Genomic DNA, 16,959 nt, shown 5'->3' with positions numbered 1-16,959 from the left:
AATACTACAAAAGTTAGAAATACCTTGGCGACCTTACCCTGCCTCGTCCGAAGCTGAAGTCAAATCCCAGCAGTATTTCATGAGTTCCTGAATTATAGGCACCTAGTGCCGTTGTCGTTAAATCGTATGCGTACCCAAGCTTCAACTGTTCAGTTAATTGCACCTGTAACATCACCCCAAATGAATTGCCCAGGCGATAGGTAAAACCTGCCCACAACTTATCAATAAACACCAGTTGGGCAGTTAAGTCTACCGATAGCGGGGCATTGGGAGTAGCCCTCACCATGAAATAGGGTTTAAATTTAAGAATTCTATTGACATCAAACACATATCCACCCATAAAAAATGAATGCAATTGCTCGCGGCTAACAGTGCCTGTTTCAACATCTTCTTCAGTAATCCGGTTGGCGATTAACTTGGGAACCGAAAAGCCAAGATAAAAATCGGGACTCGAGAAATAAATTCCCACACCGGCATTGGGCATGAAGTTGCGCTTGATCGGGTACATCAGTGCCGGATCGTTGGGATCGCCCAGTCCACCCACATTCAGCTCATTCAGTGCGGCATGATAGGTACTGAATCCTACTTTCAATCCTAACGAGAAGTAGCGTTCTCCGGGGTAGGTAATGGTATAGGAATAATCGCCAAATAGAGCGGTACTGTTCACAACACCAATCTTATCGTTTATAATTGAACCGCCAACACCCATTTCGTTGTTCAGGGGTGAATGTACAAAAATGGTTTGCGTGCTGGGATGCCCTTCCCACGAAACCCACTGTTCGCGGGCTACAATGGTGGCGCTGGTCACTCCTTTGGCACCTGCATAGGCAGGGTTCATCGAGAGCAACTGATTCATGTACTGGGTATACATCACTTCCTGCTGGGCCATGGCGAGCCCGGCTACCAGCAGTAGCAAAACGATCAATAGGTATTTTAATTTTTTCAGCATTAAAGAACTTACCTCCTGTTATCTGATGCGATGTAAATATTTCCTTTAAAAATGCGCTGGTTCAAACGATCATCGTTCCCCAAATCGAGTATATAAAAGTAAACTCCCGGGGGCAATGGACCGGTTCCAACCCTCACCCCGCTATTGGCAACACCATCCCAGGGCTCATCGTTGCTGTACAAAGTGCTTTCGTATACAATGTTGCCCCAGCGGTTAAAAATGACCAAGGTATTCTCTTCATACAATTCGATGTTCTCGATCAGCAAAAAGTCATTGATACCATCGCCATTGGGCGAGAAGGCATCGGGTACCACCGGTGGTTTTTCTTTCACCAAAATAGTAACCATGGCCTGATCGGAATAATTCTTCGTGGTGGCAATGTACACAAAAGTATCACGACCGGTGAAGTAAGGTTCCGGGATGTAGGTAAACAACGAATCGTATGGACGCGGAACGATGGTACCATGTGACGGCTCTTCCGAAACAATCAGCAGATCGAGATCGTAATCGTCGTCTTCGTCAATAATGTCGTTTCGCAATACATAAATATCGACCGGCATTTGTTGCCAGGTTTCTATCTCATCGTCAACGGCTATGAACTGGTCAATGGGATAGGTCACGTTCATACGGTCGGTATGGGTACAGCCAAACTGATCGGTCACAGTCAGGAAATAACTGTTGGTTTTATCAACGGTAACCGTAGGGGTGTTGGCTACTTCCACCACATTGCCTTCTTCGTCGTAAGTCCACCAAAGGTAGCTGATGGCGCCCGATCCGGTACTTGCTGATCCGTCGAGCAACACCGCATTGCTGTTATCGGGATTGATGTCGTTGCCGGCACGGGCCACAGGTTCTTCTGCTACCTGAACCAGCACACGAGCTGTGTCGCTGCCACTAAAATTCTCAACACTACTGCTCACCACCACGGTGAATTCGACAGTTTGCTCCGGAATGACCGCATAACCAGGAGTTGCACTCGTCGGATCGTCGAGCAGATGAGCAGGCGACCACTTGTATTGCAACTGTCCTAGTCCCACACTGGCAGTGGCATCGAGCAGGTAAACCCCTGCACACGACCCCAGTATGGTGTCGCGTCCGGCATCGGCAATCACCTGCTGATACACATGCGTAGTGGCCTCGGCCCGGTTATTTTCTTCATCGAGCTCGTTCATGTCGTGTTCAACCCAGGCAATGTTGACCAGGTCGCCGGCATAGCGTACCGGAATGCGTGCCCTCACATAAAGGGTGGTATCATCGTAAAGCATCATCTGCTCAAAGTCGGTATCGTATTGCCAGTCGCTCCAGGCCAGACTATCGAATGAATACTGCCAGTTGCTCAACTCGTTGTAAAGGGTGTCCGACAATACAATGTCGTTGGCCAGGGTAGGTCCGTCGATGCTCAAATCGAGACGGTACACAATGGTACTGCCCGAAACAGCTTCGGCCGGTGCCGTTTTTACCAGTGCCAAATCGGTTACATAACGTTCTTCGGCCAGCGAGGTAAAATACACGGTGGCGATGGCCTCGTAGCCTTCGTCGGTATTACGCTCCCTGATCACATAGGTCATCTGGTCGGTGCCTTCAAAACCTAAATCGGGCTGATAGGTGAAGTCGCCATTGCTATTCAGTCGGAAGCGCCCATGCAAGGGCTCGGTGGCCATGCTTAACACCAGCTCAATCTGGTTGCCGTCGGGATCATAGTCGTTGCGCAACAGATTGCCACTCATTTCCTTTTCTACCACATAAAAGGCATCATCAACTGCCACCGGACGGTGATTTTCCTCTTCAATTTTATGAATGTTGATGGTCACACGTGCCGTATCACACAGCTGATTGCCTGTATTGTTATCACAAATGCGGTACACCAGATGGTCGATGCCCGAAACATCTTCATCGGGAATGTAACGGATCATTCCATTTCCAACGAACTCGGCGGTTCCCAACGATGGTTCCACCACGATTTCACTCATGCTGATCCGGCCTCCGTCGAAATCGTAATCGTTGTGCATCACATTGGCCAACACGGTATCGTTGCGGTTCACAAAGAGGTAGTCGGGGTTGGCCAGCGGCGGACTGTTGGGCAGCACCACATCAATCACCCTGATGTACACCATACCCCGGATACACAGGTCCGGATCGTTGTCGTCGCACACTTCGTAGGTGAAATAATCGTAGCCGGTAAAATCGGCATCGGGCACATAGGAAAACCAGCCGCCCTCCGAAATCTTATTGGGAGTAGCCAGGGCCGATTTATTTACAGCCCCGTCGAAAGGATGATCGAGCAAGGTACCGTTAAAGGGACCGTCGAATACAATGCTGGTGTAATAAATGCTGTCGCCGTTGGGGTCGTAATCGTTGGTACGCACATTGGCATGCAGCGTGTCGTTGGCCACCACCACAATGAAGTCGCTCACCACAAAGAGATTGTTTTCACGAATGAACACCTGATCGTCGGCCGTACAACCATGCTGATCTTCAGCATACAATTCGTAGGAACCACTCTGATCAACAATGGGCATCAAGGGATTTCCACCTTCAAAACTGGTAATTTCCCTGCTGCCCTGGTACCATGAATACACGGCACCTGCACCGCTGCTTCCCGTTCCGTCGATGGTGAGGGTCTCACCCACATTGATCTTTCGGTCGGGACCGGCATCGGCAATCAGTTCTTCGGAAAACCGGACTTCCACCGAGGCAAAGGCCAGACTGTAGCCTGCCTGAACGGTGAGGGTAAACACAATGGTGGTATCGTTGCCCGGCGGCCTGAATTTAGTGGTGATCCCGTTGGGACTCATCACATAGGCTGCCGGCGACCATTCATAGCTCATCTCGAGCGAGCTCTCACTGCCCTCGGCACTCAGGTACGACAGGTTGTCGCAAAAACCAAGGGTGGCATCACCATGATTTTTATCGCTGGGGAGCATCTCCACCAACTGTGCCTCGGCAATCAGGTCACTCGATATCTTCACCGAAGCCGTATCGACGTTTCGATTTTCCACTTCACCCCAGTCATACCAATCATCGTAGGTACGCGAGGCAACAGTTGCCGCATTAAACACCTTGCCCGGCGCATCGTTGGTGGCGGTGGCACGCAGCAACACTTCAGTGCTGTCTCCGGCCGCCAGTGTTCCCAAAACGAAATCACCATCCCAGGTTCTCCATCCCGAGTTACGGTAATTGTACTGTGCATTCCTGAAAAATTGCGAAAGGCTGTCGGTAATGGTCACATTGGCAGCTTCATCGGGACCATGATTGATTACACTGAGTCTAAATTCAGCTCCGTTTTCCTTGCCAATGAGCACTTCGCTATTCAGTGCTTCCTTGGTAATGTTCAGGTTGGCCTTGTTGGTCGGATTATTCACCGTAATCTGCACATAGCCGTACGAACAACGGGGTGGTACGGCATCGTTGCACACCTCGTAGCTAAAGGCATCCACATTGTTATTAAAGCCAAGGGGCGGAGTATAGCGGAACGAACCATCGCTTTGCATCACCACATTTCCCCCGTTCACCGTTTTTATCAGCCCTGGTGTGGCCGTCAACAGGAAATCCTCCTCGTTGGGATTGTGGTCGTTGTCGAGCACATTTTCTCCGGTAAGCGCTGTTCCGGGCCGGGTACTGTAATAATCGGGGATGGCAAAGGGCGGATAGTAATACCAGTAAACGTTGACCGAATCGGTATTGCTGCAGCCGGCACTGTCGGTCACGGTCAGGTAATAGGTACCAATGGTATCGGTGGCAGCCGTCTTGCTGTTGATGGTGCTGGGCAGGATGTATCCGTTGTTGGTGTGCCAGAAATATTTTTCGAGCATGCCCGACGAACCGGCACTGCTCAGGGCAATGGTATCGCCCTTCTCAAGGAAAAGGTCTTCCCCTGCATCGGCCAGCGGCGGCGGCAATACGTTAATTGTCACCGAATCGGTATCGCTAATCCCGTCGTCGTCGGTAATGGTCAGGTAGTACTTAAAGGCGCCATAGCCCGGAGGCACGGTGAAATAGGGCTGCGCACTGTTCATGCCACTCAGATGCGTCGAAGGCGACCAACGGTAGGTCAGGTTTTCACCCGTACTGGCCGTCCCGTCGAGCAGTACACCATCGGCACACGAGCCCAGCGTGGTGTCGCGACCGGCTTCGGCCAGCACCAGTTCCTTCATTTTCGAAGTAACACGTGCCGTATCATCTTCCAGATTATTTTCTATCATGTTGCGAATCACCACCCAGGCCGTGTTCTCAATGAAACGATCGGTATTGGCGCGCACATTGGCCCTGATGTCGATGGTAAGCACATCCTCACCCGGACGAATGCTGTCGGTGTAACGCAGGCTGTCGGGCCATACCTTCCAGTTCTGTCCCCCGTCGATACTAAACTGAGCATTGTAGAAACCCTCATTCAGATAGTCGTACACCGTAGTCACCACCGAGGTATCGGGACCTGCACTCGACACCACCAGCCGGTATTCGATGGTATCGCCCCTGAAGGCAATTTCCGGACCGCTTTTACTGATATTCATGTCGGTATTGAGCGGCGGACGCTTGCTGTCGATGAAAATCCAGGCCGTGCTGCACTGCACCGGATACCCGTTGTTGCAAACCCGGTATTCCAAACTATCCAACTGCCAGTAACCGGCATCGGGCTCCAGGGTGAAACTTCCGTCGGCATTCCACGAATAACTCGTGTGAAGCGGTGGTGTCACCACTTCGCTCACCTCCAGATCGAAAAGGTTGATATCGCTGTCGTTGCTTAATACATTGATGGTCGAATCGGTTCCGGCCACAATTTCCACCCAATCGTTTTCGGCCAGCGGCGGATGCGATTCATACAGCACCACCACCGAATCGATCGCAGTACAACCCAGGTTGTCGGTCACGGTCAGGTAATAATGACCAATGCTTTCCACCACGATGGAATCTTCATCCAAAAAGCTGACAATGCTCCCATCGTTACTTTGCCATTCAAACTGCAGGCCGTCGCCGGTACTGGCACCGCCATGAATGCTCAGCGCAGTGCCACGATCCATCACCATGGTGTCGGCTTCGATGCTGGCCACCGGAACTTCGGGCACCACAATGTAGGTGGTATCGGCAGCAATGTGGCCTTCAATGTCGGTAATCTGCAAAATATACATGGTTGTCTTCCCGATGGTGGACGTGTCGGGCGTAAACACCGGATCGGCAATATTGGGATCGCTCAAACCGGTGGCCGGCAACCACTGGTAGCTTTGGATGCGCAGATTGGCATCGTTGCTGTTGCCCGGAAGCACATAGGTTTCGCAGCTGGGAACATAAATATAGCCCGGCAGGTCGACATAGATGGCCGAAACCCGGGTAATCCAAATTGAGTCGTTGTTGCGGTACACCGGGTCGTAGGTTTCCGATCGGCCCAGTCCCTGATTGAACAACATGCCGGGCGAGAAATCGCTGATATGGGCCTCAATGTACACCACCACCGAATCGCCGGCAGGCAGGTCGCCAAGGGCCAGTTCATCTTCCCAGGGCATCCAGTCACCATCGATGCGGTACAGCGGATCGAAAAGGCCAAAAGCCAGCGTATCTACCAGGGTCACATTGCGTGCAGTAGCCGGTCCCTTGTTGCTAACTATGAGCCGATAGCGGATGTCTTCTCCAAACAGTGCCTTTTCGGGCCCCGTTTTCTTCACTTCCACATCGGCCTGCTGGTTGGCGGGTTGTACCACAATGCTAACGCGCGCATTCGAATACATGGGATATTCATGGTCGTTGTAAGCTTCGTAAACAAATTCGTCGATGCCCGTAAAACCCGCTTCGGGCGTATAGGTAAAGCTGCCGTCGGGCAACAGGTCAAGACTGCCATGCTGAGGGGCTATTACGGGTGTTGGTGTAAAATAAATGCCGGCTCCCGTTTCGTCCACGTCGTTCTCGCCCACATTGCCGCTTACCGGCGTCGATTGGGCCGTAAAATAAATATCGTCGAAGGTATGCAGCGAAAGGTATTCCACCACCACTACATCGAGGCTCACCGCTTCACCGTAGCAGCTCACCGAGTCGAGCATGGGCATCACGCTTACGTGATAGGTGGTCAACTCCGTCCACTGAATGTTGTGCGTCACATTCGAGGTGCCCGGCACATTCACCATTCCGCCCAGGTCGTTGTTAATGGTCCAGTGAAACGAATAGTCAGGGTTATCGGGAACCGACAAGGCATGGATCGAGTTCTGCTGCACATAGCGCTTCTTTTGCGCATGCACCACAACAGCAGGCAGCAAAAGCAGCAGCAGCCCCATCAAAATCCTATTTCCCCAAAATCGCTTCACTCAGTTTACTTTCTTTTTAAAAATTAGTTGGCGGGCAGCCGGTTTCCGTCCGGTAGTGCCCTTGCCGCCGCCCTGCTCCAGTCCCCTTGCAGGGAGCTCCCTCCGGTCGCTTCTGCCAGGGGCTTCCGCATGGGCGGTGGCTGCGTTCAGCTACCCGGCCTCCAACCTGCCCGGGCGCTGCCTCTTCCTTCTTACTTACCATTGCCGGCGCAGCCACACACTGCTGCCTTTAATTGGCAAAGTTAATATCGTCGTTCACCACCGGCTTCGGATGGATGATGATCAAGCGTTCATCCCTTCCGCCTTCGATGGCTGCATCCAAAATTTCCACATCCACTCCTTCTTCATTCACCGCATTCACAATCCTTACCTTCCAGGCCTCATTGGTGAGCTCGGGGTTGATAAAGGTGTGCGGAATCTGAATCAACACCCTGCGTCCGCTCTGGTATTCATTCAGGGTCTGAAACAATAAGTTTCCGTTGTAATCGTATACCTCGTAGGCAAAATCGTAGGTGAGTGCCCCTTCGTATTCCACAATAAATTCAAATACTTCCCCCGGATTGATCGACACTTCCGAGCAGCTGGTAATGTCGGGGCTCTCGTCGGCAAAGGCAATCGTGGGCAGGTCGTACACCTCAATGACCATTGAGTCGGTCAGACTAATACAACCATTCTGCGCCTGGTAATACGCTACCAGGGTAAAATCGCCAATGCCATAGTCGAAACGCAGGTCGAGCCCCGGCTCCACATCCGACGAGGCTTCAAAAACCACATTCCCCAGTGGATCAAGCAACTCCCAGAACCAGGTGGCTGCATCGACCCCCGAATCGGCCAGGTCGTAACGGTGCAATTGTCCGGTGGTTACCTGCAACCAGTCGGGACTGATTACCGGTGCCGGAGGTTGCACGTAGGCATATACCGTATGTTCGGGGTAAAGCAGGATGTTCCCCATCACCCCGCCACTCGATGCTTCCATCAGGGTGAGCGTGTATTCCTTATCCACTGTGGTTCCGGTATAGTCGTCGATCAGGAAGGTAATGTTGTTCACTTCCCCGTCGTAATCGGAGTCAACCATATCTTCGGGCAGAATGTGCATGTCGTATTCCACTTCGTTAAGGGCATATTTCAGGTCGAAAGGCGGCATGCCGTCAATCACCAGGTCAACCAGCACTCCCTCTTCGTTCGAACAGGTCACGGTGCTTTGTGTCAGGAAGTAAACGTCGGGCGGTGCCGATACTTTCACACGCATGCCCTGGTACTTCCCGGGATCATCGTCGGCGCGCTGACAGCCATCGGCCGATATTTCGTAAACATAAATGTAACCGGTATCGAGGGGCTGGTCAAAGCTGTCCCAGATCACCCACATGCCGGTGGTATTCTGCGCATTCCCGTTTACGGTAGCGGTGCTGCCGTCGCCGGCCATTACCGTCAGGTCTTCGTCAATGAAGAGACGTCCGCCATCCACCGTCCATACAAACCTTGAAGGATCGTCGAAGTTGCGGTCGCCGGGCACCTCAAAATAGTGCACCGAACCGTTCACCACACTGTCGAGCGGCCACGCCGGGTTAGGAATGGGAACACTTTGGGCAAAGGCATAGCACGATCCTGCCAGCAGGAATACTGCCAGTAAAATGAGTTGCGCTATGTTTGCTCTAATGTTCATAATACCCCTAAATCCCCTAAAGGGGGGAAATGGTACTTTTATTTTACTTATTTGTATCTTTCTTCTTATTCACTCTTTTTATTCTTCGGCTAAAGCCAACTGCTTGTCTCCAGTCTTCAATCTATTGTCTTTTGTCTTCAATCTTTTGTCTTTGTCTTTGTCTTAAATCTTCAATCTTTTGTCTTTTATCTATTGTCTTTTGTCTTCAATCGTTAATCCTCAATCGTTAATCTACAATCCATCCATCGTCATACCGCCGGTTTGTGGCAGGTGGAAGATGGTGAGGGTCAATGCCTCGTGCTGACCGGCAATGGCACCCAGCGGGGCAATGTAGCCCAGCGAGCCGTAACGGTCGCGTAATATGTTCAGCGTGATGGTGTACTGCTCGTCGAGTGTCACATCACGGTCTTCAACAGCCGGCAAATCCCAGGTCAGCTGATCATCAACAAGGTCGGTCAACACAACGGTGGTGTCCACCTGTACCGGAATCCCCTGCGCATCGGGATAGGTGTAGGTGAGCGTGTAAGGAAACGAATTATCGTGTACCTGGCTAAACTGTGCTGTAACCGAGTAAATCTGGTCGGAACACTCCTCCCGATTGTCAACCAGGAACCACACTTCGGGTGGCACCAGGATGTTGTGTTTGAAACCGGTAATCTGGTTTTCGAACACACAATTGTCGGAACTCCGCTCGTACACTGCAATGTAGCCGGTCGATCCGGCGCTGCCTTCCCACTTCACCCAGATACCCGATGAGTTGGGTACCCCGTCGAGGGTCACTCCCTGCTGCTCGTAACTCTCCCCGCTGCTAATGGGACTGGTGCCCACGAGCGGTGTCCAGGTGTCGCTGGCCTCGTCGTAGGTGCCCATGGTACCGTTTTCGACATACCACACAAAGGTGGACGGCAGGGTGTAATTGGGGTCGCCCGAAAGCTGGTAATAATGGTACGAGCTTTCGACCACATCCGACAATGCCAGTTTCGACTCATCGTCGAGGTTCAGAAAGGTGAAGGGATTGTACCCGTCGATTACTTTCTGCGCCTGCACAAGCAGTGCCGGTAGCAGAAGTGCTGCGACAAGCATCAGTGTTGTTATTTTTCGTCTCATCATTGCGCTGTTGTTAGTGAGTCATTCGTCAATAGTCATTAGAAAAAAGTCATTGGTCATTAAAAGAGTCATTGGTCATTAGTCATTAGAAAAATCTTTAATCGTTTTCTGGCCAATGGCTTCTTCCTTCTTCAATCGTTAATCTTCAATCTTTTATCTTCAATCACCTCCGGAGCAGGTACAAACCAATAGTGTTCAAGATTCAGATTGGCTGCGATGATTCGCTTCATTGCTTCTACCCAGTTCTTCATTTTCCTCTGTTTTTAATTTCTCCTGTTCATTTTCCTTCTTCACCTTTCACCCATGCGGTTTCGGGTGCTTTACTTCCGGCGGGCCCCACCCCTGACCGGATATTTTACGGCTTGTTCCCGACCTTTGCCGGGAGCCCTGGTCTTAATTGCGGGTCGTTAGCTCTTCCCATCGTTTTACCTGGTTCTAGTTCATTGGCAGCATGCCCATTCGGACAAAGGCATGTTGGCCACTGTACTAATACCGGTTTCGATCGGGCCATCATCCGACCCGCTTTTCGCTCACCTCCAGGCAGTTTGCGCTACAGTTTACCCATGTAAGTAATGGGGGTCACGGTGTAGGCCAGTGCCATGTCCATGGTACTGTTCTGCGGCAGGTGGTTCATGATGCGTATTTGTACCCTGCGGTTCTCGTCGTGGGTAATCTTAGTTCCATACTTGTCGACCACTTCGGTAATGGCCAGTTCGTATTCGATGGTACGCGCGAGTTCACCTTTGGCTTCAGCCACCTCGAGGGTATATAGGTTTTCGGCGTTGTAGGCCATTTCGACATAGTCGCCTGCATTGCCATCGACAATGCCGGTACCATCGGTTTTGTTTTCAACAGTATACTTTACCTTCAGCGGGAAACGGCTTTCGGGGATGGCACTGTCGGCAGCACCCCTTCGGTCTTTGAAATTCATCCCCACCTGCACCTCGGCAAAGTAGTTGTTGTCGAAATTGTAGCAATCGTCGGCATTGGGCAGTGCTGCAAAATCGAAATACATGTTGTTGGGTTCCAGTTGAATCTGAAGTGCCCGTTTGGTAGAACAACCATTGGGAGCTGTTTCTTCTACCACCAGATACACCAGTTCGGCTGCTGCGCGGCCCAGGTCGCTGAACTGAACAGTCACGGCATGGGTGTTTCCGCCATCGAGCAGGTCGTAGGCTGCAGGATCGAGATCGACATTGTTATAGGGGTCGAGGTCCATGCTCCAGGCAAAGGTATTGGCCGGGTTGTCGTCGACTTTAAAACTGTGGATCGATCCTTCGATGAACACATAGGGTTCCTGTGCCAGCACAAACGATGCAGAAAGGATCAGCATGCTGAGTGTTGCCATGGTTTTTCCTAGTTGCCTGGAAAAACGGTTTGTTGTTTTGTCCGAATTCATTGTTGTAATGTGTTAAATCATTCAATATTCAATTGTTCATTGGTACACATTCCCGGGTTGGCACTGAGCTTAAGGCCAAAGGCCTTTAAGCAGTAGCGTTGGGCGAAGCCCAATGTTGCCAGTATACAATACAGTTGGTCAGCCCTGAAAGGGCGGAAACCTGCGTACCATTTTCAATCTGCGTGCGCCAATTCGCATTTTTACAATATACCATTCCGAAACCGGGATACATTGCCTGCCCTATTGCTTGCGCCCTTTCGGGGCTTATGCGGCGGTGCGGTGTTTGCATTCACAGGGTTTCACCCTGTGCTGTTGCTTAACGCCCCCTTGGGTTAATAGGGCTGTCCCGATTCAATCGGGACTATCCTGTTGCTTGCGCCCCTTTGGGGCTCATGCGGCGGTGCGTTGTTTGCATTCACAGGGTTTCACCCTGTGCTAATGCTTAACGCCCCGTTGGGGCTGGGTTCATTTGTACACATTCCGGATTGGCACTGAGCTTAAGGCCAAAGGCATTTAAGCAGTAGCGTTGGGCGAAGCCCAATGTTGCCAGTATGCAATACGGTTGGTCAGCCCTGAAAGGGCGGAAACCTGTGTACCATTATCAATCTGCGTGCGCCAATTCGCATTTTTACAATATACCATTCCGAAACCGGGATACATTGCCTGCCCTGTTGCTTGCGCCCCTTCGGGGCTCAGGCAGCGGTGCGGTGTTTGCATTCACAGGGTTTCACCCTGTGCTAATGCTTAACGCCCCCTTGGGGCTGGGTTCATTGGTACACATTCCGGGTTAGCACTGAGCTTAAGGCCAAAGGCCTTTAAGCAGTAGCGTTGGGCGAAGCCTAATGTTGCCAGTATGCAATACGGTTGGTCAGCCCTGAAAGGGCGGAAACCTGTGTACCATTTCTCCTGTTCAATCCCACACATAGCGTTCGTCATATTCAACTCCATATTCTTTCAGGAAGGCCCTGAATTCATCCTGAAAAGAAACACGTTTGTGGTGTTCTTTCTGGTTTTGAATATAGGCAATCACCTTGTTGACTGCATCAGCACTTACGGAAAATGCTCCGTAACCATCCTGCCAGTAAAAGAAAGCATACCGTTGATCAATGGTCTTTATCCATTTTGATGAACGCTTTTTTATCTCCTCCAGCAGGGTCATTTGTGCAATCTTACGCGATAACAGACACAAAATGTGTACATGGTCATTATCGCCCCCAATTTGTATGGGATTGCATTCAAGGCCCTTCGCTATACCTCCAAGATATTCATGTAAGCGACTTTCGATTTCGTGATCGATGAGCTGCTTACGGTTTTTGGTGCTAAATATCAGGTGTAAATACACCTTTGACAGCGATTGTGGCATGTCATAATTATTAGAACGTGGTATTCATATTGTTTTGTTACGTTCCGGAAATTGCCGGAATAACAGGGTTACCAGGGTGTTGCCCCTTACCCTTGCTTGCTCCCCTTCGGGTTAATAGTGCTGTCCCGATTCAATCGGGACTATCCTGTTGCTTGCGCCCCTTTGGGGCTCATGCGGCGGTGCGTTGTTTGCATTCACAGGGTTTCACCCTGTGCTAATGCTTAACGCCCCCTTGGGGCTGGGGTTCATTGGTACACATTCCGGGTTGGCACTGAGCTTAAGGCCAAAGGCCTTTAAGCAGTAGCGTTGGGCGAAGCCCAATGTTGCCAGTATGCAATACGGTTGGTCAGCCCTGAAAGGGCGGAAGCCTGCGTACCATTATCAATCTGCGTGCGCCAATTCGCATTTTTACAATATACCATTCCGAAACCGGGATACATTGCCTGCCCTGTTGCTTGCGCCCTTTCGGGGCTTATGCGGCGGTGCGTTGTTTGCATTCACAGGGTTTCACCCTGTGCTAATGCTTAACGCCCCCTTGGGGCTGGGGTTCATTGGTACACATTCCGGGTTGGCACTGAGCTTAAGGCCAAAGGCCTTTAAGCAGTAGCGTTGGGCGAAGCCCAATGTTGCCAGTATGCAATACGGTTGGTCAGCCCTGAAAGGGCGGAAGCCTGCGTACCATTATCAATCTGCGTGCGCCAATTCGCATTTTTACAATATACCATTCCGAAACCGGGATACATTGCCTGCCCTGTTGCTTGCGCCCTTTCGGGGCTTATGCGGCGGTGCGTTGTTTGCATTCACAGGGTTTCACCCTGTGCTAATGCTTAACGCCCCGTTGGGGCTGGGTTCATTTGTACACATTCCGGGTTGGCACTGAGCTTAAGGCCAAAGGCCTTTAAGCAGTAGCGTTGGGCGAAGCCCAATGTTGCCAGTATACAATACAGTTGGTCAGCCCTGAAAGGGCGGAAACCTGCGTACCATTTTCAATCTGCGTGCGCCAATTCGCATTTTTACAATATACCATTCCGAAACCGGGATACATTGCCTGCCCTATTGCTTGCGCCCTTTCGGGGCTTATGCGGCGGTGCGGTGTTTGCATTCACAGGGTTTCACCCTGTGCTAATGCTTAACGCCCCGTTGGGGCTGGGTTCATTTGTACACATTCCGGATTGGCACTGAGCTTAAGGCCAAAGGCATTTAAGCAGTAGCGTTGGGCGAAGCCCAATGTTGCCAGTATGCAATACGGTTGGTCAGCCCTGAAAGGGCGGAAGCCTGCGTACTATTATCAATCTGCTTGCGCCAATTCGCATTTTTACAATATACCATTCCGAAACCGGGATACATTGCCTGCCCTGTTGCTTGCGCCCCTTCGGGGCTCAGGCAGCGGTGCGGTGTTTGCATTCACAGGGTTTCACCCTGTGCTAATGCTAACGCCCCCTTGGGGCTGGGTTTTAGCCCAATTCATTGCTAATTCAAAGAACATCATTTTAAAAAGGCTAAAGGTGCTCCCGGACCAGCCGGGAGTACCTGATATATTGATAGCCTTATGTAATTAATTGTCTGTAACAGAAATAACAGTTGATGCTGGAGAAGCCGAAATAGTCCTAATTCCAGTCCTACCATCAGCCAGATAAATTCCTGATCCTTTATCTGCATCTACAGCAGTAAACTCTTTATGTCCATTATCATAAGATTCGGAAGCGCCAAACTCCAAATCGACTGCATCTAATTGTAGATCGTACAAATTATCATTGATGCCTAGTCTATTATGTGTCTGAACTTCAAAAACATAGTTTGCAGCAACAACTGCATCACCTTCGGAAAGAGCAGGGAAGAAAATCAATTTTTGCCCAGTAACATCAATCTCGGAAGTTGCATCAGCAGCAACATCAGTTGCAGTACCACCTGCACCCGCTGCATTAAATGTAACTGAAGCTCCAGCCGTAGATTGCGCTTCCACTAAATCTACCTGATAAAAATCAGGAGTAGTTCCACCCGGAACACTGTAGGTTAATCTCCATTTGAAATCTTCTAATCCAGTATTCGCAGGTGTACCAGTTAAGGTAACTTTAACTTTATAGTAAGTTTTTGTTACTTTATTTTCATTATCCGTTGGGTTGTTTATTAGCGCCTGATTCATAGCCTGAATAGCAACTGAGCTATGTGCATTATCAACTACATTTGCATTCCAGTCATTATTAACTCTTTCTGCATTATCGGGATTCTCATCACCTCCAGTAGCATTACACAATACAACATCAACTTCAAAGTTAAATACTGAGATATAAAAGCGCCGTATTGTAGAACAGTCAGCATTCGATGTTACACACTGAACAGCAAACATAGTATTCTCCGCAGGAACATCATCAAATCGTACATTGGCAGTTGCCGCATCTGCATTTGTAATGGTAGCCTTACTTGCACTAACGTTTGTAAGACCAGCCTGAATACCAATGTTTGCATCGGTAAATCCAAACTCCTGAACTGTCCAAAGATAGGTTTCATCATCGGGGTCAACTGTTGTTACGCTAAAATCATAAGCAGAACCTTGTGCTACAACTTTTGCGTTACCAGGAGTTAAACCATCACCACCAAATTGTGCCAAAGCACTAACGCTCAAGCCAAGTACGATGGCGAGCGTCATCATTAATGTAAAAATCTGTTTTTTCATAAGGCATGAAATTTTAAAATTAAACTTTGATTCTTTTAAACTTTTTAATTCTTTGTTTTTTTCACTTGTAAATTTTTGCTTCATTTTTCTAAGTTTTAGGTTTTTATCGTTATTTCATTTTTTACTGAACAATGCTTACAATGCTGGTGGCCGGGATGGGCAGTAGGGTCAACACCTGATCTTTGTCTCCCACACCATTGTCGTCGGTTTCCACATCGAAGCTGCCCCCCGAAACGGCCGCGGCCCCGGTAATTTGTAGCCTTACATCGACCTCGCTAATGGCCGGCCCGCTAATGTTGGCGGCAATGGTCACTGCATCGCTTATAAAAGCGGGGTCACTTACATCTTCAGCATCGATGGTAACCGTTAAAGTAAAGCTGTTGCCCACCACATTGGTGATGCTGTAGCTGCCCCGACTGCCATCGGTGCTACCACTGGTAGTTGTGAATAAAGAGGCCGGTGCTACATAGCCGGTTCCAGCCGACACAATGGTCCCGGTAAACGACCATCTTTTCACGGCATGATTGCCCGCCTTGCTCATGTCAATGGTGAAATAGACCACTCCATCCTGCGGGTCACCAATGTTGATGTTATTGGGCCATACCTCGCCTGAAAAATTGTTACAGTCCTCGTCATCGGCCCGGGCGGTAACGCTGAAAAGGTTGGCTGTAAGGCTAATGAGCGGAGTGGTACGCCGCGCCACACAGTTGCCTGTCCCCACCCCTGCATCCCATTCGGAATAGCCCACATACCAGCTTTCACCGGCAGTAAATTGGGTGTTGACGTATTTTATTTCAATGTAAGCATAGGTATCGGTTCCAATCACTTCGGTTCCCGTTGTAATCCAGCTTGCTCCGCCATTTTCGAGCGTAGTCAGATCGTAGGTGGTAGATGGAGCTGCATAACTATCTTCATACAGGTGCCATTGTACCGAATGGCCGGCATCGCCCATGGGAACACGGTATTTCTGGGTCGAATTAATGTAGGGAAGGTAGGAGGTATTCTGGGCATGGCCATAGCGCAGCCCGGCCAAGAGCAGCAGTGCTGTCAGCAGGGTTAAAATTTTTGCTATGTGGTATGCCTGGTTCATATACCCCTAAATCCCCTACATCGTCCGTCTTCTGACGGAAAGGGGACTTTTCCTTATCATTTTTGTTACTAGATATGTTTCGTCAACTATTCTCATTTCTTATTCCATCTCATTGTTTCGGCTAAAGCCGATATTCATCGGACGATTGTCGTTGTGAAAACCCCTCTTTGCCGATTATTGTCGGGGTTGAGAGGGTTTTACCCCCCTTAATCCCCCCTGGAGGGGGGACATGCGGCGGTGCAGTGCAGGATTTTTTGCCCCCTCTAACTCCCCCTTCAGGGGGAGGACCGGACAGTGCAAGGCACAACCTCCTACCGTTATACTTTTTTCAATATTTCAAACTTTAAAGAACGTTTCCACCTGTTTTGGTAGCCCTTACCCCCCCTACTTAAGGAGGGGCTGGGGGTGGTATTTTATCCTAGAA

General features: G+C 50.2%; 14 protein-coding genes. All 14 read right to left on the bottom strand.

Annotated features, from left to right (window positions below):
- Positions 1–13: 13 nt before the first annotated feature.
- Positions 14–949 (bottom strand): PorP/SprF family type IX secretion system membrane protein, encoded by a 936-nt coding sequence (locus FHS86_RS15925; protein ID WP_429415931.1) that lies wholly within the window; start codon positions 947–949, stop codon positions 14–16.
- An 8-nt stretch (positions 950–957) separates the two neighbouring features.
- The gene (locus FHS86_RS15920) at positions 958–7,239 is read right to left on the bottom strand and encodes an Ig-like domain-containing protein (RefSeq protein WP_429415928.1); all 6,282 of its coding nucleotides are present in this window, start codon (positions 7,237–7,239) and stop codon (positions 958–960) included.
- Positions 7,240–7,468: 229 nt separating this feature from the next.
- The gene (locus tag FHS86_RS15915) at positions 7,469–8,902 is read right to left on the bottom strand and encodes a hypothetical protein (protein ID WP_429415925.1); all 1,434 of its coding nucleotides are present in this window, start codon (positions 8,900–8,902) and stop codon (positions 7,469–7,471) included.
- Between the two features lie 231 nt (positions 8,903–9,133).
- Positions 9,134–10,009 carry a hypothetical protein gene (locus tag FHS86_RS15910; protein WP_429415924.1) on the bottom strand — a complete coding sequence of 292 codons (876 nt, stop codon included), beginning with the start codon at positions 10,007–10,009 and terminating at the stop codon, positions 9,134–9,136.
- Between the two features lie 550 nt (positions 10,010–10,559).
- On the bottom strand, positions 10,560–11,357 hold the full coding sequence (locus FHS86_RS15905; RefSeq protein WP_429415921.1) for a hypothetical protein: 798 nt from the start codon (positions 11,355–11,357) through the stop codon (positions 10,560–10,562).
- Between the two features lie 136 nt (positions 11,358–11,493).
- Positions 11,494–11,697 (bottom strand): hypothetical protein, encoded by a 204-nt coding sequence (locus FHS86_RS15900; protein ID WP_429415909.1) that lies wholly within the window; start codon positions 11,695–11,697, stop codon positions 11,494–11,496.
- Positions 11,698–11,921: 224 nt separating this feature from the next.
- Positions 11,922–12,125 (bottom strand): hypothetical protein, encoded by a 204-nt coding sequence (locus FHS86_RS15895; protein WP_429415918.1) that lies wholly within the window; start codon positions 12,123–12,125, stop codon positions 11,922–11,924.
- Positions 12,126–12,318: 193 nt separating this feature from the next.
- Complete coding sequence (gene tnpA / locus FHS86_RS15890) at positions 12,319–12,771, bottom strand: IS200/IS605 family transposase (RefSeq protein WP_429415915.1); 453 nt, start codon at positions 12,769–12,771, stop codon at positions 12,319–12,321.
- 293 nt (positions 12,772–13,064) lie between these two features.
- Positions 13,065–13,268: a hypothetical protein gene (locus FHS86_RS15885; protein WP_429415912.1), complete on the bottom strand. Its 204-nt coding sequence runs from the start codon at positions 13,266–13,268 to the stop codon at positions 13,065–13,067.
- A 99-nt stretch (positions 13,269–13,367) separates the two neighbouring features.
- The gene (locus tag FHS86_RS15880; protein ID WP_429415912.1) at positions 13,368–13,571 is read right to left on the bottom strand and encodes a hypothetical protein; all 204 of its coding nucleotides are present in this window, start codon (positions 13,569–13,571) and stop codon (positions 13,368–13,370) included.
- A gap of 98 nt (positions 13,572–13,669) precedes the next feature.
- The gene (locus FHS86_RS15875) at positions 13,670–13,873 is read right to left on the bottom strand and encodes a hypothetical protein (protein ID WP_429415909.1); all 204 of its coding nucleotides are present in this window, start codon (positions 13,871–13,873) and stop codon (positions 13,670–13,672) included.
- A gap of 98 nt (positions 13,874–13,971) precedes the next feature.
- Complete coding sequence (locus FHS86_RS15870) at positions 13,972–14,175, bottom strand: hypothetical protein (protein ID WP_429415906.1); 204 nt, start codon at positions 14,173–14,175, stop codon at positions 13,972–13,974.
- Between the two features lie 151 nt (positions 14,176–14,326).
- Entirely contained in the window at positions 14,327–15,529 is a 1,203-nt protein-coding gene (locus FHS86_RS15865; RefSeq protein ID WP_429415903.1) for a hypothetical protein, read from the bottom strand.
- Between the two features lie 37 nt (positions 15,530–15,566).
- Complete coding sequence (locus FHS86_RS15860) at positions 15,567–16,535, bottom strand: hypothetical protein (protein WP_429415900.1); 969 nt, start codon at positions 16,533–16,535, stop codon at positions 15,567–15,569.
- Positions 16,536–16,959 lie beyond the last annotated feature (424 nt).

The sequence above is a fragment of the Roseimarinus sediminis genome, assembly GCF_050433125.1.
In the GTDB taxonomy this organism is placed as follows: domain Bacteria; phylum Bacteroidota; class Bacteroidia; order Bacteroidales; family Prolixibacteraceae; genus Roseimarinus; species Roseimarinus sediminis.
The sequence above is the reverse complement of the archived record's forward strand: the minus strand, read 5'-3'. Positions and strand labels throughout refer to the sequence as shown.